This window comes from Sphingobium sp. MP9-4, assembly GCF_005281675.1.
GTDB classification, from domain to species: Bacteria; Pseudomonadota; Alphaproteobacteria; order Sphingomonadales; family Sphingomonadaceae; genus Sphingobium; species Sphingobium yanoikuyae.
Map to the genome: position 1 here is coordinate 74,997 of NZ_LUFI01000060.1, position 18,731 is coordinate 93,727.

Annotated in this window: 17 protein-coding genes; 10 read left to right on the forward strand and 7 right to left on the reverse strand. The window is 65.7% G+C overall.

Annotated features, from left to right (window positions below; all coding sequences use genetic code 11):
- The gene (locus tag A0U87_RS18880; protein ID WP_048937728.1) at window positions 1-1,398 is read left to right on the forward strand and encodes an amino acid permease; all 1,398 of its coding nucleotides are present in this window, start codon (window positions 1-3) and stop codon (window positions 1,396-1,398) included.
- A gap of 80 nt (window positions 1,399-1,478) precedes the next feature.
- Here the strand turns inward: A0U87_RS18880 and A0U87_RS18885 are convergent, their stop codons facing one another.
- Genes A0U87_RS18885 through A0U87_RS18895 form a run of 3 tightly spaced genes read right to left on the reverse strand, consistent with a single transcriptional unit; the run spans window position 1,479 to window position 5,661 of the window.
- Window positions 1,479-3,005, reverse strand: coding sequence for a DHA2 family efflux MFS transporter permease subunit (locus tag A0U87_RS18885; protein WP_004208105.1), 1,527 nt, complete (start codon window positions 3,003-3,005; stop codon window positions 1,479-1,481).
- A 12-nt stretch (window positions 3,006-3,017) separates the two neighbouring features.
- A complete protein-coding gene (locus A0U87_RS18890) occupies window positions 3,018-4,154 on the reverse strand; it encodes an EmrA/EmrK family multidrug efflux transporter periplasmic adaptor subunit (protein ID WP_010336804.1) in 1,137 nt (378 codons plus the stop codon).
- Complete coding sequence (locus A0U87_RS18895) at window positions 4,147-5,661, reverse strand: efflux transporter outer membrane subunit (protein ID WP_017501881.1); 1,515 nt, start codon at window positions 5,659-5,661, stop codon at window positions 4,147-4,149. The genes A0U87_RS18890 and A0U87_RS18895 overlap by 8 nt, the downstream gene beginning before the upstream one ends.
- A 90-nt stretch (window positions 5,662-5,751) precedes the next feature.
- Here A0U87_RS18895 and A0U87_RS18900 point away from each other — a divergent pair, with 90 nt between their 5' ends.
- Both A0U87_RS18900 and A0U87_RS18905 read left to right on the forward strand, forming a co-directional pair.
- Window positions 5,752-6,405, forward strand: coding sequence for a TetR/AcrR family transcriptional regulator (locus A0U87_RS18900; protein WP_026109325.1), 654 nt, complete (start codon window positions 5,752-5,754; stop codon window positions 6,403-6,405).
- A gap of 52 nt (window positions 6,406-6,457) precedes the next feature.
- Entirely contained in the window at window positions 6,458-7,081 is a 624-nt protein-coding gene (locus tag A0U87_RS18905; RefSeq protein WP_037507792.1) for a response regulator, read from the forward strand.
- Here A0U87_RS18905 and A0U87_RS18910 read toward each other — a convergent pair.
- The 4 genes from A0U87_RS18910 to argH are packed head-to-tail and all read right to left on the reverse strand — an operon-like array spanning window position 7,062 to window position 10,750.
- Window positions 7,062-7,820 (reverse strand): NAD(P)-dependent oxidoreductase, encoded by a 759-nt coding sequence (locus tag A0U87_RS18910; RefSeq protein ID WP_048937786.1) that lies wholly within the window; start codon window positions 7,818-7,820, stop codon window positions 7,062-7,064. The genes A0U87_RS18905 and A0U87_RS18910 overlap by 20 nt on opposite strands.
- On the reverse strand, window positions 7,820-9,085 hold the full coding sequence (lysA, locus tag A0U87_RS18915) for a diaminopimelate decarboxylase (RefSeq protein WP_048937787.1): 1,266 nt from the start codon (window positions 9,083-9,085) through the stop codon (window positions 7,820-7,822). The genes A0U87_RS18910 and lysA overlap by 1 nt, the downstream gene beginning before the upstream one ends.
- 25 nt (window positions 9,086-9,110) lie before the next feature.
- Window positions 9,111-9,377: a hypothetical protein gene (locus tag A0U87_RS18920; protein ID WP_048937729.1), complete on the reverse strand. Its 267-nt coding sequence runs from the start codon at window positions 9,375-9,377 to the stop codon at window positions 9,111-9,113.
- Window positions 9,378-9,382: 5 nt separating this feature from the next.
- Window positions 9,383-10,750 (reverse strand): argininosuccinate lyase, encoded by a 1,368-nt coding sequence (gene argH / locus A0U87_RS18925; protein WP_048937788.1) that lies wholly within the window; start codon window positions 10,748-10,750, stop codon window positions 9,383-9,385.
- A 43-nt stretch (window positions 10,751-10,793) separates the two neighbouring features.
- Here argH and A0U87_RS18930 point away from each other — a divergent pair, with 43 nt between their 5' ends.
- From A0U87_RS18930 to A0U87_RS18960, 7 genes are all read left to right on the forward strand, one after another.
- Window positions 10,794-11,396, forward strand: a complete 603-nt coding sequence (locus tag A0U87_RS18930) for a TlpA disulfide reductase family protein (RefSeq protein ID WP_137405878.1) — start codon at window positions 10,794-10,796, stop codon at window positions 11,394-11,396.
- Window positions 11,397-11,648: 252 nt separating this feature from the next.
- Window positions 11,649-14,216, forward strand: a complete 2,568-nt coding sequence (locus A0U87_RS18935) for a TonB-dependent receptor (RefSeq protein WP_048937731.1) — start codon at window positions 11,649-11,651, stop codon at window positions 14,214-14,216.
- A gap of 157 nt (window positions 14,217-14,373) precedes the next feature.
- Window positions 14,374-15,510: an aminotransferase class I/II-fold pyridoxal phosphate-dependent enzyme gene (locus tag A0U87_RS18940; RefSeq protein WP_048937732.1), complete on the forward strand. Its 1,137-nt coding sequence runs from the start codon at window positions 14,374-14,376 to the stop codon at window positions 15,508-15,510.
- Window positions 15,507-16,766, forward strand: a complete 1,260-nt coding sequence (locus tag A0U87_RS18945) for an aminotransferase class V-fold PLP-dependent enzyme (protein WP_048937733.1) — start codon at window positions 15,507-15,509, stop codon at window positions 16,764-16,766. Before A0U87_RS18940 ends, A0U87_RS18945 begins: the two co-directional genes overlap by 4 nt.
- Window positions 16,767-16,786: 20 nt before the next feature.
- A complete protein-coding gene (locus tag A0U87_RS18950; RefSeq protein ID WP_037507790.1) occupies window positions 16,787-17,212 on the forward strand; it encodes a RidA family protein in 426 nt (141 codons plus the stop codon).
- A gap of 84 nt (window positions 17,213-17,296) precedes the next feature.
- Window positions 17,297-17,584, forward strand: coding sequence for a hypothetical protein (locus A0U87_RS18955; protein WP_048937734.1), 288 nt, complete (start codon window positions 17,297-17,299; stop codon window positions 17,582-17,584).
- 206 nt (window positions 17,585-17,790) lie between these two features.
- Window positions 17,791-18,720: an ABC transporter ATP-binding protein gene (locus A0U87_RS18960; RefSeq protein ID WP_004208122.1), complete on the forward strand. Its 930-nt coding sequence runs from the start codon at window positions 17,791-17,793 to the stop codon at window positions 18,718-18,720.
- Window positions 18,721-18,731: the final 11 nt, after the last annotated feature.

Consider the following 18,731-nt stretch of genomic DNA (forward strand, 5'->3'; position numbering starts at 1 on the left):
ATGAGTTGGACACGTCGCAAGCCGATGGAGGCGATGACGCCCCAGGGAGGCGGCCACAGCATGGCGCGCACCCTGTCCTGGCCGCATCTGCTGGCGCTGGGCGTCGGCGCGATCGTCGGCACCGGCATCCTCACCCTGATCGGCGTCGGCGCCGACCGCGCCGGCCCCGCCGTCCTCATCTCCTTCGCCATTGCCGGCGCGATCTGCGCCTGCGCCGCGCTCGCTTATGCCGAACTGTCGACCATGATGCCGGCAGCGGGCAGCGCCTACAGCTACTCCTATGTGGTACTGGGCGAAGGCATTGCCTGGATCGTGGGCTGGAGCCTGATCCTCGAATATTCGCTGGTCGTCTCGACCGTGGCAGTCGGCTGGTCGGGCTATGCCGCCCCGCTCCTCACCCCGCTCGGCTTTCCCGAGGCACTGACCAAGGGGCCGGAACTTGGCGGCCTCATCAACATCCCCGCCATCTTCATCATCGGCGTCGTCGCCGCCCTGCTGATGTTCGGCACGCGCGAAAGCGCCCGGCTCAACACGCTGCTGGTGCTGATCAAGATCGCGACCTTGAGCCTGTTCGTCTGGGTCGCCCTGCCCGCCTTCGATGCCCAGCATCTCGAACCCTTCATGCCCTTCGGCTTTGCCAAGCATATGGGGCCTGACGGCATCGAGCGCGGCGTGATGGCGGCGGCCGCGATCATCTTCTTCGCCTTCTACGGCTTCGACGCGATCTCGACCGCGGCGGAGGAAGCCAAGAACCCGGACCGTGACCTCGCCATCGGCATCGTCGGCTCGCTGATCGTCTGCACCCTCATCTATGTGCTGGTCGCCGCGGCCGCGGTGGGCGCCATGCCCTTCACCCGCTTTGCCGACAGCCCGGAGCCGCTCGCCCTCATCCTGCGTGAAATGGGCCAGGGGCCGATCGCCCGGATCGTCGCGATCGCCGCCGTCATTGCGCTCCCCACCGTGCTGCTGGGCTTCCTCTACGGCCAGAGCCGCATCTTCCTGGTGATGGCGCGCGACGGCTTCCTGCCGCAATCGCTCGCCCGCATCTCGAAGCGCGGCACCCCTGCGCGCATCACCGCCGTCACGGCCGTGCTGGTGGCGATCATCGCCGGCGTGCTGCCGATCGACCAGATCGCCGCGCTCGCCAATGCCGGCACGCTGATCGCCTTCACCGCAGTAGGCGCCTGCCTGCTGATCCTGCGCCGCCGCGCGCCGGACCTCAAGCGCCCCTTCCGCACGCCGGCGGCGACGCTGGTGGGCCTGGGCGCCGTGCTCGGCTGCGCCTATCTGTTCCTCAGCCTGCCGATGAAGACCATCTACGCCTGCCTGATCTGGAACGCGATCGGCCTCGTCGTCTATTTCCTCTATGGACAGAAGCGCGCCTCGGCCGCCCGCTAGGGCCGAGGCCCGCACAAAGAAAAAGCCTCCCGTCGCGACAGCAACGGGAGGCTTTTTCTTTGCCTCGAACAGGGCAGCGCTCAGTGCGCCGCCGACGTATCCACCGGTCCGCTAGGCTTGGGCGCCAACCAGACGATCACCGCCGCCGCAAACAGCACCAGCGCGGAGATGAAGAAGACATAGTCGACCGAAATGGCGATCGCCTCCTGCTCCACCAGATTGGATATGGTCTGGCGGATCTGCTCGGTCGTCATCCCCATGCCCGACAGCGCCCGCTGCGCATCGTCGGGCTGCAAGGCGCCGGCCAGTTCGTTGCGCGACACACGCTGGCTATCGCTCCATCCGGTCAGCACCAGCGACGTCGCGATCGCGATCGCCATGGTCCGCAAGAAATTCTGCAGGCCGGCGGCCGACGCCGTCTCGCTCGGCGGCACCGACCCCAGGGTCAGCGTCGTCAACGGGATCATGAAGAAGGGCATGGCAAAGCCCTGCACGAACTGCGGCAGCGCCAGTCCGAAAAAGTCGATGCCGCTGGTCCAGTGCGCCCGCCACAAGGTCATGCAGCCCAGCCAGAAGACCGCGCCCGAAATCATGATGCGCGGATCGACCTTGCCGGTGAAACGCGCGGCGAAGGGGGCACTCATCACCGCCGCCATCGCCGTGAAGGCGGTGACGATGCCCGACCAGGTCGCGGTATAGCCCATCGACATCTGCAGCCATTGCGGGATGACCACGATGCTGGAGAAATAGGCGCCGAAGGCCAGAGCCAGCGTGAAGACGCCCGATGAGAAGCCGATATGTCGGAACACCCGCAGGTCGACGATCGGATGCTCCTCGGTCAGCTCCCAGATGATGAAGACGATGAAGCCGATGCCGGCCAGGATGGCGAGCGTCAGGATCAGCGGGTCGGAGAACCAGTCATGGTCGCGACCGATGTCCAGCATCACCTGCAGGCAGCCGATCCAGAAGATCAGCAGGCACAGGCCGATCTTGTCGATCGGCTGGTGCGCCGTATCGGTCTCCACCGGCCGCAGCATCGCCATCGCCGCGAACACGCACAGCGCCGCGATCGGCAGGTTGATGAAGAAGATCCAATGCCAGCTCCAATTGTCGCTGATATAGCCGCCGACGATCGGCCCCATGGCCGGCCCCAGCAGCGTCGTCATCGCCCACAGGCCCATGGCGCGCGGTCGCATTTCCGGCGGGAAGATGCGCAGCAACAGGGTCTGCGACATCGGCATGATCGGCCCGCCACAGATGCCCTGCCCCAGGCGCGCGGCCACGATCATGCCCAGCGTGGTCGACAGGCCGCACATCATCGAGAAGAAGCCGAAGCCGATCATCGCCCAGATGAAGGTCCGCACCACGCCGAAACGCAGCGCCAGCCAGCCGGTCAGCGGCACGCAGATCGCCTCCGCCACCGCATAGGATGTGATGATCCAGGTGCCCTGGTCGCCGGAGATGCCCAGATTGCCGGCGATATGCGGCACCGAGACATTGGCGATGGTCAGGTCGAGCACGACCATGAAGTTGCTCAGCGCCAGCACCAGCCCGGCAAGCGTGCGGGTGCGCGGCGAGAGCAGATTGAAGGTTTCGGGACCGCTCACGCGCTCGCTCCCTTACTTGCCGGCCAGATCGATCTCGACTTCGGTGGACAAGCCCACGCGCAGCGGATGCTCTGCCAGTTCCTTGGGGTCGAGCGCGATGCGCACCGGCAGGCGCTGGACCACCTTGATCCAGTTGCCGGTCGCGTTCTGCGCCGGGATCAGCGACAGCGACGAACCGGTGCCGCCGGAGAAGCCCACGACCTTGCCATGATAGACGACGTCGCCGCCATAGATGTCGGCCACCACCGTGGCGGGCATGCCCACCTTCACATGGCGCAGCTGGCGCTCCTTGAAATTTGCGTCGACATAGACTTGCGAGAGCGGGACGATGCTCATGATCGGGCTGCCCTGCGCGACACGCTGGCCGATCTGGACCGCACGCTTGGTCACAACGCCGTCGATCGGCGCACGGATGATCGTGCGTTCCAGGTCCAGCTTGGCGTCTTCCAGCTTCGCCTTGGCAACCATCACCGCGGGATCACTTTCCTCGGTCGAACCGCGGATCAGCGCGTCGTTGGCGGCCAACTGGCCGGTGGCGGCATTGCGGGTCGCCTGCGCGGTCTCGACACCGGCACGGGCCAGGTCCAGCGCCGCCTTGGCAGCGGCATAGGATTTGCGCGCCGCGGTGACTTCGTCACCCGAAACCGCGCCGCCCGCGACCAGCGCCTCGCGGCGCTGCAGGTCGATGCGGGCCTTGTCGAAATCGGCCTGCGCGGTCGCCAGTTGGGCACGGGCCTGGACGATGTCGGCGCCACGCGCCTCGACCTGCGCCGACAGCGAACCGCTGGTCGCGCTCGTCTGGCGGAAGCGGCGACGGGCATCGGCCAGGTCGGCCTCGGCCTGCTGCAGCGCGATCTGCGCGTCGGTCGGGTCCAGCTTCACCAGGATATCGCCACGCTTCACCGTCTGGGTGTCGGTGACGTTGACCTCGATCGCCTGCGCCGACAGCAGGGGCGTCACCTGGGCGACCTCCGCATTCACATAGGCATTGTCGGTGCTGACATGGTTGCGCCCGATCAGGAAATACCAGGCCGCCCACAGGACGCCGACCACCAGCACGGCGATCGCCAGACGGGTCAGCCAGGTCTTGCGGGCATTGCCGCGCTGCTCGGCCAGTTCGGGGGAAGTTTCGGTGGCGGCATCAGCCATTGGGTCGATCCTTGGACTGAGCGTCGCTCGCGGCAAAGCCGCCGCCGAGCGCGCGAATGAGGGCAATATCGAGAGAGAAGGCGCTCGCTTCCAGCTGCGCGACGGACTGACGCGCCGCGAGCAGTTGGTCTTCGACGTTCAGCACGTCGAGATAGGTGGAAAGCCCGCCCTTGTAGCGTTGCTGGGCGACGCCATAGGCATCCTGCGACGCGGTCAGCGCCGCCTTGGCGTCGGTCAGCCGCTGGTCCAGCGTCCGGCGGCTGGTCACGGCGTCGGCGACGTCCTGATAGGCGCCCAGCACCGTCTTGTCATAGCTGGCGACCGCCTCGTCATAGGTCGCGCGCGCGCCGCGATACTGGCCGCGCAACTGCCCGCCATGAAAGATCGGCAGGCTGATCGCCGGGCCGGCGCTGCCGAACAGCGAATCCTTCTTGAACAGATTGTCCGCAAAGGACGTCGAACCACCCGAAGCACCGGTGCCGGTAAACAGCGTTTCATACCCCAGCGACTGGACGCCGATCAGGGCGCTCAGGCTCACCGCCGGGTAGAAGGATGCCCGCGCCACCTTGATCCGGCTGGCGGCGGCCTGCGTCCGGGCCAGCGCGGCGGCGACGTCGGGACGACGCGCCACCAGATTGGTGGTGACGTCCGCCGGCAGGCCCAGTGGCGCCAACTGGCCGATCTGCGGCCGGGTCATCGCCAGGCCACGGTCCGGCCCGGCGCCGATCAGCGCGGCGATCTGATGCTGGCGCAGCTCGATCGCCACGCGGGCGGCCGCCAGTTGCGCCTTGGCCGAGGACACGGTGGCGTCGGCCTGGCGTACGCTGCCGCGCGTTTCCAGGCCATTCTGCCGCCGGTCGGCGACCAGCTTCTGGCTGGCCGTACGGATTTCCAGCGTGCGCTCCTGGATTTCCGCCTCGTCATAGAGGCGGGCCAGATCGGCATAGGCATCGGCGATCGCGGTGGTCAGCGCCAGGCGTGCCTGCTGCGCGTCGATCTCGGCCGCGCGGGCCTCCGACGTGGCTGCCGCCAGCGACGCCCGGTTCTTGCCCCACAGGTCGATGTCCAGACCAAAGTCCAGCCCGACCTTGCCGGTGCCCAGCCAGCCCTGCGGCACGAAATCCTTGGGCATGCCCATATTATAGCTCTGCTTGGTCACGCCGGCATTGGCCGTGGCGTCGACCGTGGGCAGCAGCGCCGCGCCCGATTGCTGGGCCATCGCCGTCGCCTGGCGGAAGCGCGCCAGCGCCACCGCCATGTCGGGCGAATTGCGCAGCCCCTCCTCGATCAGCGATGTCAGTTGCGGATCGCCATAGGCGCTCCACCAATTCTCGCTGGGCCAGGCAACCGTGTCGGCGCTCAGGCTGCGCCCCGCCTCCACGCTCTGCGGCGCGCGAATCTCGGGCTTGTCGCCCAGATCAGGTATTGAAGCACAGCCGGCCAGAAGCAGCGCTGTCACTGCAATACCGCCGGTGCGAATGGAAAAACTGATGCGACTCACGGACATATCCAAACCGTACCATCCAGTATGAAAATCGCCTTTGCCCCGCCGTACCACCCTTGTCAATATAAATAGCGTACTCTATGGTACGCTTATATGACATGCCCGGAAAAAGCTTTAGCCCCCAGTCGTCGGGAGGCCCGCCGCCTCGACCGGCGCCAGACGATATTGGAGGTGGCTGCCCGGCATTTTCTGGAAAATGGCTATGCCGCGACCAGCATGTCGGCCATCGCCGCCATATTGGGCGGGTCAAAGGGCACGTTGTGGAATCATTTCCCTTCCAAGGAGGAATTGTTTCGCGCGGTTCTCGAAAATGCGACTAGCACCTATCGCGCGCGGCTTTCGGAAATATTGGACCCCGGCGGAGACCTCCCCTCGACGCTGCACCGCACCGCGCTCAGCCTGCTCGAAAAGGTGACATCGCCCGAAGCGATCGCCCTGCACCGGCTGATCGCGTCGGAAGGTGGCCGTTTCCCGGAAATGAGCCGCATCTTCTATGAAATGGCGCCCAGCCATACCCGCATGCTGCTCGCCCGCTTCCTCGAAGGCGCGATGGATCGCGGCCAGTTGCGCCGCGACGACCCCGACAAGGCCGCCCGCGTGCTGATGCGCCTGACGACATCGGGCTGCCATGAATTGCTGCTGCTCAGCCAGATCGAACGGGTCACGCCGCAACAGATGGAAAGCGACGCCGCCTTCGCCGTCGACATCTTCCTGCGCGCCTATGGCGCCGAAGGCATGGCGCGTTAACCATTTCTTTGCCGCCAGCTTCTATCCTGCCGATCGCAGGAGTTGCTATCCAATGCCGTTTTTCAAGCGCAAGCCCCTTCATCAGATCGTCGCGCAGCAGCCGGAAAGCGGGGCCACAGCCTCGCGTCGGCTGCGCGTGCTGCTGATCGACGAGAATGCGACCGCCCGCGCCGTCATCGCCCGCCGCCTGTCGCGGCTTAACTATGACGTGGTGCTGGCCGAAAATGGCTTCATCGCCCTCAACCTGCTGGTCACGCGTCCGGTTGACCTGATCCTGATCGACATGGACCTTTTGATGCTGCCCGCCGTGGCGACGATGAAGCGCATCCGCGCCACCGCCCTCGCCCCCCATGCCTGCATCGTCATGCTGACCGGCCGCATCGACAGCCAGTCCGCCGTCGAAGTGCTGGAGGCCGGCGCCGACGACCATATCGTCAAGCCATTCGATTTCGACCTGCTCGATGCGCGGCTGCGCCATCTGTGCGCCCGCGCCGAACGGCTCGGCATGCTCAGCCGGCACAATGCCGAACTCGATGCCCGCATCGCCCGCCGCGCGGTGGAGCTGGGTGAAACCCGCGACGCCCTGCAGGAAATGCAGCTCGACCGCGCCCGCCTCGTCTCCTCGATCCAGGCCTTGCAGGATGAAGTCGCCCGCCTCAGCGCGCGGCAGAACTGACCCACAGACTGAGGCCGGTTTCAAGCCGTTCGGGCGGACCATCCGCCGCGATCCGCTCGGCATCCGCCCGCGCCCGGTCCAATATCGCCGCCGCCACCGACCCATCATGATAGACCCGGTCGGCCAGCGCCAGCATCCGCGCATCGCGCACGCTCAGGTCGTCGGGATCGGCCGACGACAGCCGGACAAGATATAGCTCGCCATTGTCCGCCTCCGGATTTTCCGCCAGCCAGACATCGACATCCGGATCCCCCCCCAGCGGATCGATCGCCCCGCCCGGCGCCAGCGCCTTGCCGATCGCCTGCCGCCGCGCGCCCGCATCGGGCCACAGGTCGCGCAAGCGCCCCCGCGCCGCGAACAGCGCCCGCGCCAGATCGCCCAGCCCGCTCGGCAACAAAGCCTCGATCCGCTGCCGCAGCGCCGCCGCCAGTCCCGCCGACGCCCCACCCGTGCCGATCGCGATCAGCACCGGATTGCGATCGACGATAGCCGGCAGGGTGAAATCGCACAGGTCCGGCTTGTCGGTCGCATTGACCAGCACGCCGCGCGCACGCAGTCGTTCCACCACCGCCGCGTCGCCATCCGACACGATCGCGACCCGCGCATCCGCATCATCCTCGCCGACGATGCGCGCGCCGGCGCGCTCCAGCAGCCGGCGCTTGGCATCGGCCGCCTCGCCTTCTCCGGTCAGGATGACCGCCCGCCCCTCCAGCCGCAGAAAGACGGGCAGGCTATGCATCAGCCAGCCACCCAATCGGGAATATGGTCGCCCGCGATCAGCGCCTCGATCGGCGGACGCGCGCGGACCACCGCCCATTTGTCGCCCGACACCAGCACTTCGGGGGTCAGCGATCGGCTGTTATAGGTGCCCGCCATGGTCGCGCCATAGGCGCCGGCGGTCATGAAGGTCAGCAGGTCGCCGGCCGCCACCACATCCATGTCGCGGCCCATGGCAAAGGTATCGCCGGTCTCGCACACCGGTCCGACCACGTTCGACGCGATCCGGTTGCCGTCCGGCGCCACCGCGCGGATATCGTGCCAGGCGTCATAGAGGCTGGGGCGCATCAGGTCGTTCATCGCCGCATCGACGATCACGAACGGCGCCTGTGCGCCCTGCTTGACGCGGATCACCTTCGACAGCAGCACGCCGGCATTGCCCACGATCACCCGGCCCGGCTCGAACATCAGCCGCGCATCCCAGCCCTGCGTCACCCGCGTCACCATCGCGCCATAGTCGGCCGGGCTCGGCGGCAGCGGCTGCGACGGGTCGTAGGGCACGCCCAGGCCACCGCCCAGATCGGTGGTGCGGATGTCATGGCCGGCCGCGCGCAGCTGCTTGATCAGCGCGCCGACCTTGACGAAGGCCGCCTCCAGCGGCGCCAGGTCGGTCAGCTGGCTGCCGATATGCACGGCGACGCCCTGGACATCGAGGCCCGGCAGGTCGCGCGCGGCGGCATAGCTTTCCAGCGCCCGGTCATAGGGGATGCCGAACTTGTTTTCTGACTTGCCGGTCGAAATCTTGGCATGGGTGCCGGCGTCGACATCGGGGTTGATGCGATAGGCGACCGGCGCCTTCTTCCCCATCGACTCCGCAACCTCCGACAGCATTTCCGCTTCCGGCTCGCTTTCCAGGTTGAACTGGAAAATGCCCAGCTCCAGCGCCAGCTTCATTTCCTCGGCGGTCTTGCCGACGCCCGAAAAGACGATGCGATCGGCCGGAATGCCCGCAGCCACAGCGCGCTGCAACTCGCCGCCCGACACCACGTCCGCGCCCAGCCCCAGCTTCGCCAGCGTCGCCAGCACGGCGGCGTTGGGATTGGCCTTCACGGCAAAGGCGATCAGCGGATTGTCGAGCTGGGACAGCCCTTCGCGGAACACGCCGACATGGCGTTCCAGCGTCGCGGTCGAATAGACATAGACCGGGGTGCCGACCTGCTGCGCAATTTCCGTCATCGGCACCTGCTCCACATGCATGGTGCCGTCTACATAATCGAAATGGTCCAAGGTCTGATCCTTGCGGGAATAGGGACTATTGTTGCGGCCGGCTTTCCGGCGGCAGGTCGAACTCGTCATTGCCGCGCTGGCGAGACTGGGTCAGCAGTTCGACATTACGCTCCGGGCGGGCCTGGGTGCCCGGATCCATCATGTCGGCGGCGGTCGGCGCGGTCGCCGCCCCCACCGGCACGGCAGGCAGTTTCTGGCCCGCCACGGGTTTGAGCGATTCACGGCCACCACAGGAGGCCAGCACCAGCGCCATTGCCCCGATCATCAGCCCGTTGCGGACATGCCGTGCCATCTGCCTCACTCCTGTGTCGCGCGCGCCGCGGCGATCCGCGCGCGCACCTGATCGGGCGCCGTGCCGCCATGGCTCTTGCGGCTGGCGACCGACGCATCGACCGTCAATACCGCATAGATGCGATCGTCGATACGCGCATCAATGGCCTTGAGCGTGTCGAGCGGCAGGTCGGCCAGTTGCAGGCCGGCCTCTTCCGCCGCCGCCACGGCACGACCGGTGATATGATGCGCCTCGCGGAAGGGAATGTCGCCCTCGCGCACCAGCCAGTCGGCCAGGTCCGTCGCGGTGGCAAAGCCGCTTTCGGCCAGCCCCCGCATCCGGTCGGTGCGGAACGTCACCGTCTCGACCATGCCGGTCATCGCCGCGATCGACAGGCCCAGCAGGTCATGCGCCTCGAACACCGGCGGCTTGTCGTCCTGCATATCCTTGGAATAGGCGAGCGGCAGGCCCTTCATCGTCACACACAGCGCATTCATGCAGCCCATGATGCGGCCGGCATGGCCGCGCACCAGTTCGGCCGCGTCGGGATTGCGCTTTTGCGGCATGATCGAACTGCCGGTCGAATAGGCGTCGGGCAGCTTGACGAAGCCGAAGGGCTGGCTCGCCCAGATGATAAACTCCTCGGCCAGGCGCGACAGATGCAGCGACGCCTGCGTCGCGGCCATCAGATAGTCGAGCGCGAAGTCGCGGTCGGACACGCTATCCAGGCTGTTGTCGGTCGGCTTGGCAAAGCCCAGCGCCGCCGCCGTGGCATGGCGATCGATCGGGAAGCCGGTGCCGGCCAGCGCGGCGGCGCCCAGCGGGCATTCGTCCAGGCGCACGCGCGCGTCGGCAAAGCGGCTGCGGTCGCGACGCACCATCTCATAATAGGCCATCAGATGATGGCCCAGCGTCACCGGCTGCGCCGACTGGAGATGGGTGAAGCCCGGCATCACCGCATCGACATGTTCCTCGGCGCGGGCGAGCAGTGCCTGCTGCAAGCCGGCCAGCCCCGCCATCACTTCATCCATGGCGTCGCGGACCCACAGGCGGAAATCGGTCGCCACCTGGTCGTTGCGGCTGCGCGCGGTGTGCAGGCGGCCGGCGGCCGGGCCGATCAGTTCGGCCAGCCGCGACTCCGTGACCATGTGGATATCTTCCAGGTCTAGATTGACCGGAACGCCATTGGCTTCATATTCCGCCGCGATCCGGTTCAGCCCCTCGGTGATCGCCTGCGCATCCTCGCCATCGACGATGCCCTGCTTGGCCAGCATCGCGACATGCGCCTTGGACCCGGCGATATCCTGTTTCCACAAGCGCTTGTCGAAGGGGATGGAGGCATTTATCTCACGCATGATCGATGCCGGGCCGGCCGCGAACCGGCCACCCCACATGCTGTTGGAGCCTGCTTCCATGATATCGTCCTTGCGCTCGGTAATGACACTGCTCCTGCTGGCTGGGCTGGCGGCATGCGATAGGCAATCCCCGCCCGCGGGGCAAGCCAATGCGAGCGCCAGCGGCAAGGTGACGGGCGACGAAGTGCAACCCGCTGCCGGCGACAGTGCGAAGGGCGAATTCAACTACACGATCGACCGCAGCAAGGCGGGCACGCCTGCGCCGACCTTCGCGTTCGAAAATCCGCAGGGCGGCACGGCGACCCTACAGGACTTTGCCGGTCGCCCGCTGCTGGTCAATCTCTGGGCGACCTGGTGCGCGCCCTGCGTCGCGGAGATGCCGACGCTCGATGCCCTCGCCGCGCAAAGTGACAGCGAAGGTGACAGGAGCCTGGCCGTTTTGACGATCTCGCAGGACGTGCAGGGCCAGGCCGCGATCAAGCCCTTCTTCGCCAAGCACAAGCTGCCCCACCTCAAGGGCTGGACCGATCCCGAGAACAAGCTCGGTCTGGGCTATGCCACCGGCCTCCTGCCGACCACCGTCCTTTATGATGCCAAAGGCAAGGAGGTTGCGCGCGTGGTCGGCGCGATGGACTGGACCGGCGCGGAAGCCCGGAAGCTCATCGCCATGGCCAAGGGCGAATGAGGCACAAGTAAATCAACAACGAACCAGGATCAAAAATCCGCCATGCCAGTTGATTGCAAAACGCATCAATGTCGATGCATTACATATAATTGCACAGTCCGGCAGCACCGCAATAAGCTAATGAATCCTGACACGGAAAAATTGCAGAAACATTTCATTTTTACTTAAATTTTGTGCGGCGCAATAGAGGATATTCCGCAGATCATTCGTCACCCCCTATGTCGATATAATGACAAAATCAGGGGGCATCGAATGAATAGACTATCTGCTCTAAAAATTTCTCTGATCGCCGCATCATCCTGGTCGGCCTGCGCCATAGCGCAGGAAGCACCGCAGGAACCGCAGGCCGATGAAGGTGCAGCCATCATCGTTACCGGCACCCGCGCAACCGGCATGCAGGCCGCGGAAAGCGCCGCACCGGTTCAGGTCTTCGGCGAGGAAGCGCTGAGCCATGTCGGCCAGCCTAACCTCAACCAGGCCCTGACCCAGATGGTGCCAAGCTTCACCGCCCAGACCCAGGGCACCGACATGTCGAACTTCTCGCTGTCGGCCCGTCTGCGTGGCCTGAGCCCCAACCACACGCTGGTGATGGTGAACGGCAAGCGTCGCCATGGCTCGGCCATTCTTCAGGTCATCGCCGGTCCGTTCCAGGGTTCGGCCGCCCCCAGCATCGACCTCATTCCGCCAGATGCCGTATCCCGCATCGAAGTGCTGCAGGATGGCGCCGCCGCCGTCTACGGCACCGACGCGATCGCCGGCGCCATCAACATGATCCTCAAGGATGACAGCGAAGGCGGCAGCTTCAAGGTCACTGGCGGCCAATATTACAACAGCGAGGGCGAACTGTTCTCGGCTTCGGGCAATGTCGGCTTCAAGCTGGGCGAAGACGGTTTCTTCAACCTGACCGGCTTCCATCGTCGCCAGAACTACACCTCGACCGGCACCGGCCAGGTGACCATGTCGGACATTGACGGCAATCCCTATGTGCCGACGGCCGGCACCTATCCGGGCTCGTTCGGATCGACCAACAATTATTATGACCCCGCCTGGGCTGGCCTCGACCTCAACGGCATCAACGGCGGCCAGGCCAAGTCGCAGCTCAACCTGCTCTTCTACAATATGGGCTATGATTTCGGCGGCGTCGAACTCTACAGCTTCGGCGACGTGTCGCGTCGCGTCGGCTATGCCAAGCAGGGCTATCGTCCGCCCAACCGCATCTGCGCCAGCACCACCGACACCAGCACCTGCTTTGGTGACACCGGCACGTTCGGCATGGTCCCCCAGCAGAAGGTGGAGCAGAAGGAATATAGCTTCACGGTTGGCGCCAAGGGCGAATTTGGCGGCGGCTGGAACTATGACGTCAGCACCACCTATGGCTATGACCAGAACAAGATCTGGACGATCGAATCCGCGCATCGCGCCATGTGGATCGAAAGCTATACGGCTGCACAAAATGACTCCAGCATCACGCCCTACACGCCGACCGACGCCTATGACGGCGGCTTCAAGCTTAGCCAGCTGACCAACACCCTCGACATCCGCAAGGAGTTCGACGTTGGCATGGCCGAACCGCTGACCCTGGCCTTCGGTGGCGAATATCGTCGCGACACCTATGAAATCGTCGCCGGCGACTTCGCATCGACCTACAAGGAAGGCGTCCAGTCCTTCCCCGGCTACAAGGATGTCGATGCCGGCAAGCACAGCCGCAGTTCGAAGGCTGGTTACATCAACTTGATCGCCAGCCCGGTCGAAGGCTGGACCATCGACCTTGCCGGCCGCTACGAAGATTATAGCGACTTCGGCGACACCACGATCGGCAAGATCACCACCCGCTACGACTTCTCGGATGCCTTCGCGATCCGTGGCACGGCCAGCACCGGCTTCCGTGCACCCACGCTTGCGGAATCCTTCTACTCGACCGTCAATGTCGGCCCGACCAGCGCGGTGCTCCAGTTGCCGGCCGGTTCGCCAGCCGCCATGCTGCTGGGCTTCAATGCCCTGCGTCCGGAAAAGTCGACCAACTTCTCGGCAGGCATCGTCCTGCGTCCGGCTCCCAAGCTCGCGATCACGATCGATGGCTATTATATCAAGATCAAGGATCGTATCTCGGCAACGGCTTCGCTGCCGGCCATTCAGGGCGGTCTGCCCGTCGCCGGTGCGGAAGACATTCTCGCGGCGATCGCGTCCACCGGCCTGGTGCTCGACACCGGCCTGCAGACGCTGGGCGTGGCGAGCTTCACCAACCTGATCGACACGGAAACCTATGGTGTCGACTTCTCGGCCAACTATGTCGTGCCGCTCGACTTCGGCAAGCTCAACCTGTCGCTGAACGCGAACTACAACAAGACCAAGATCACCGACAACAAGAACACCAGCCTGTTCAGCGCGCAGTCGGAAAGCTACATCGAAGACGCTTCGCCCGACTACAAGATTGTCGCCGGCATCAACTTCGCCAGCGGCCCCTTCTCGGCCAATCTGCGGCAGACCTTCTACGGCAAGACCAGCATCCTCGTCCGCTCGGCCCTTTCGGCAGCGGCGATGAACGGCCAGCCGCTTGAACGTGACGGCGTGGTCAAGGCGACCGGCATCACCGATCTGGAGCTGGGCTATGACTTCACCGATTATGTGAAGTTCTCGATCGGCGCGAACAACCTGTTCGACAAGCGCCCCGAAAAGCCCAAGCTGCTCAGCGGCGTGACCGTCCTCCCCGGCCAGTCGCCCTATGAGAACGGCTCCACCAGCTGGAACTCCTATTATGGTCACGGTGCCTATGGCTCGGCCGGTGGCTATTACTACGCCCGCGTAGACTTCAAGTTCTGATAGGCTAGAACTGAAGGGCCGGTCTCCCAGGAGACCGGCCCTTTTGCTTTGTCAGCGTTCTGAAGCCGGTCGGCACGACCGGCGGCTCGCAGAACGCGGCAACAATGATAGGGATGTGGATCGATGCCTCGATCCCCATCAGGGGGAAGCGAAAACCATGACCGACCGTCCGGACACTCTCAGCCGCCGCATGCTGATGCGCGGCGCCATGGGCGCGGCGGCAATAGCCGGCGCGGCGCCCGCCCTCGCCCAGCGCGACCGCAAGGTGGCGATGAGCGATGATCCCAAGGCAATGGTCGCCACGCTGACCGACGGCATCTTCATCAACAGCAACGAAAATCCGCTCGGCCCCGCCCCCGCCGCGCTGCAGGCGCTGTCCGGGCTCGATCCGCTCGCCGGCCGCTATGGCATGGCCTTCGCGTCGAAGCTGGAAAGCCTGTTCGCCCGCCAGAACGGCCTGGCGCCCGACCAGGTCCAGGTCCATCCCGGCTCGTTCATGCCGCTGCGCTCGGTCGCGCTGACCTATTCGTCCAAGACCCGCCCGATCGCCTATTTCGAGCCGACCTTCGACCAGGGGTTCCTGGGCAAGGGCAACCAGCCGGTCACCCGCGCCGTCGCCCTGCCGCTGGCCGGCGACTTCACTGCCGACCTGCGCAAGCTGCTCGCCGCCGCGCCCGACGCCGGCGTCTATTATCTCTGCAATCCCAACAATCCGACCGGCCTGCCGATCCCGCGCGCCGACATCGAATGGCTGCTCGCCAACAAGCCGGCCGGTTCCGTGCTGCTCGTCGACGAGGCCTATATCCATTATAGCGACGCGCAAAGCTGCCTCGACCTGGTGGCGAAGGGCGCGGACGTGCTGGTCACCCGCACCTTCTCGAAAATCTACGGCCTGGCCGGCCTGCGCTGCGGCCTGATCGCCGGGCGCAAGGATCTGCTCGACGGCATGGCCGACTATGGCGTCAACATCACGCCGATGCCCGCCGTGGTCGCGGCCGAAGCCAGCCTGCTCGATCCCACGCTGCTGCCCCAGCGCAAGGCCTATAACAAGGCGGTGCGCGACGATCTCTTCGCCTGGCTCGACGCGCGCGGCCTCAAATATCTCCCCTCGCAGACCAGCTTCGCGATGATCCATGTCGGCCGCCCCGGCGCCGATGTCACCGCCGCCCTCGCCAAAGAGAAGATCTTCATCGGCGGCCCGCGCAAGCATATGGACGATTGGGTCCGCGTCTCCTTCGGCACGCCGGCCGAGATGCAGGCGTTCAAGACCGCGCTCGCCCGGATCATGGCATGAGCCTCAGCCGGCGTCAGGCACTGGGGGCAGCGCTCGCCGTGCCGCTGGCGGCACAGGCCGCCCGCGCCGTCGCCGCGCCACCGTCGCTCCCCGACAAGGCCAGCTTCGCCGCCACTCCGCTCGCCTATCTCGACAGTGCCTCCACCCATCCGGTGAGCCTGGGCGCCAAGGCCGCCGCCGACGCCTATCTCGCCGGCCGCACGCTCGATCCCGTCGCTGCCGCGCGCAAGCCGGTCGATCGCGCCGCGCTGATCGCGAAATTCGCCGCGCTGATGGGCGCCGACGCGGATGAGATCACCTGGGTCCAGTCCACCACCATGGGCGAGCAGGCAGTGCTGCGCGCACTGGGCTTCCCGCATGCTGGCGGCCGCGTCGTCACCGACACGCTCCATTTCTACGCCGCCTTCCCCATGTATCAGGAAATGGCAAAACAGGGCGTCGATGTCGCCTGGGTGCAGGCGCGCGAGGGCCGCATCGCCCCCGAGGATATGGCCCGCGCCATCACGCCGGGGACGAAGCTGGTCAGCATCTCGGCCGTCTCCACCTATAATGGCTTCCAGCATGACCTGAAGGCGATCAGCGCGATGGCGCACAAGGTCGGCGCGCTGGTCTATGCCGACATCATCCATGCCGCCGGCGCGGTGCCGATCGACCTGCATGACAGTGGCGTCGATTTCGCCGCCTGCGCCACCTATAAATGGCTGATGGGCGATTTCGGCCTGGGCTTCCTCTATGTCCGGCGCGGTGTCGCGGACCAACTGCCGCGCAGCGAATATGGCTATTATGGCTTTGCCGCGCCCGGTGCGCCGCCCGGCATCGGCCTGTCCCCACCGCAGACCCATGTCTTCCCGCTCGATCCGCCCGGCGATACACCGACCAGCTATGTCGCCCGCCCCGGCGCGCTCGGCCATTTCGGCACCGGCACCTATGCCCAGGCGATCAGCGCCATGCTCGATCATTCGATCAGCTACATCTCGGCCCTCACCGTGCCGGCGATCCAGGCCCATGCCCAGCAATTGATCGGCCAGCTGCGCGACGAGCTGCCGCGCAAGGGCTATCGCCTCATCACCCCGCCCGGCACGACCAGCCCGCTGCTGAGCTGCGTCCTGCCCAATGCGAAGGGCCTGCTCACCGATCGGCTGGCGCGCGCGCAGGTCCGCATGTCCGTCCACGACAATTATTTCCGCATCTCGCCATCGGTGTTCAACGATGACAGGGATGTCGAACGGCTGATCGCCGCCCTGCCCCGCGTCTGATCCTTTTTCGGAGCCCTATGATGAAAAAGCTGCTCGCCTCCCCCCTTCTCGCCGCCCTGATGATCGCCGCACCCGCCGCCGCGCAGAAGCCGCTGCCGGCCAAGCTGCCCTTCTCGCCCGCGATCCGGGTCGGCGACATGCTCTACATGTCGGGCCAGATCGGCCAAGTGCCCGACGGCATGGACCCGCACAAGGAAGGGTTCGATGCGGCAGTGAAGAATGCGATGGATTCGATCGGCAAGATCTTGAAGGACAATGGCCTCGACTTCGGCCATGTCGTCAAATGCACGGTGATGCTGGACGACATGGCCGACTGGCCGCGCTTCAACACCACCTATGTCAGCTATTTCGAGGGCAAGCGCCTGCCCACCCGCAGCGCCTTCGGTGCCGACGGCCTGGCGCTCGGCGCCCCGCTCGAAGTGGAATGCCTGGCCTCGTTCAAATAGGCCAGCCGGGCCTCGCCTGGACCGTCACGGACAGGCGAGCCTCCCACCTTTCCTACACGCGTTTTTCCTGATCTATCCTGACGGATGGACCAGCCCCTCCCCAATCCGCCCATCCCCGCACCCCGGCGCGCCCGCCGCCAATGGACGCCCGATCGCCAGCGCCGCTTCCTCGCCGCGCTGCTCGAAACCGGCAATATCAGCCATGCCGCGCAACTGGTCGGCATGTCCCGCTCCAGCGCCCACCGCTTGCGCGATCGGCTGGCCGGCACCGGCTTTGATCGCAGCTGGGCCAGCGCACTGGCGCTCCACGCCTCCCGGCGGGCTGATCCGCTCGCGCCGATCCGCCCGCACCGGGGTCCGATCGGCCGATAAATGTCGCCTCACTGTCGTTTCGCTGTCGCCTGACTGTCGCTTCGGCGTGACCTTAGTGTCGCGTCGGTGTCGCGTTACAGGCGCGTCACAGGCGCGTTTCCGCCGAAATCGCCCGGAAATCGCGACGCAGAACGGTGTGAACTTTCAACTGTCGCGTCGTTTCAGCCCCTTCCCTTCCCCCGCTTCGATCCCCATAGAGATCAGCCATGACCGACCAGCCTGCGCAAGCCGCCATCGAGATCCGCGACCTGACCAAGGTCTATAAGGGCGGCAAGCGCGCGCTCGACGGGATCAACCTCACCATCCCGCGCGGCCAGATCTATGGCCTGCTCGGCCCCAATGGCGCAGGCAAGTCGACCACGATCAACATCCTCGCCGGCCTCGTCAACAAGACCAGCGGATCGGCCAGCATCTGGGGCTTCGACATCGACGCCAATCCGCGCAATGCGAAGAACAGCATCGGCATCGTGCCGCAGGAGATCGTCTTCGATCCCTTCTTCACGCCGTTCGAGACGCTGGAGAACCAGGCCGGCTATTATGGCGTGCCCAAGGACAGGCGCCGCTCGATGGAGCTGCTGCGCGCGGTCCATCTGGAGGACAAGGCCAATGCCTATGCCCGCACGCTCTCTGGCGGCATGAAGCGCCGGCTGCTGGTGGCCAAGGCGATGGTCCATTCGCCGCCGATCCTGGTGCTGGACGAACCCACCGCCGGCGTCGATGTGCAACTGCGCCAGCAGCTCTGGGCCTATGTGAAGGAACTGAACGCCATGGGGGTGACGATCGTCCTCACCACCCATTATCTCGAAGAGGCCGAGGAGCTGTGCGACCGCATCGGCATCATCAACCATGGCCGGGTCATCACCGACAAGCCGACCCGCGAGCTGATCGCGATGGCGCAGGAAAAGGTGGTGCAGGTGACGGTCGACCGCGACATCACCGCCCCGCCGAGCGACCCCAGCTTCGAGAAGGTCGAGCTGACCGACGAGCGCACCCTCACCATCACCTATATGAAGAACCGCGCCAATGCGGGCCAGGTGCTGAGCGCGGTACAGGCCGGCGGCCTCGCCATCGTCGACGTGGTGACCCGCGACCCCGACCTGGAGGATGTCTTCCTCAACCTGACGGCGGCTGCGTGAAGAAACCCCGT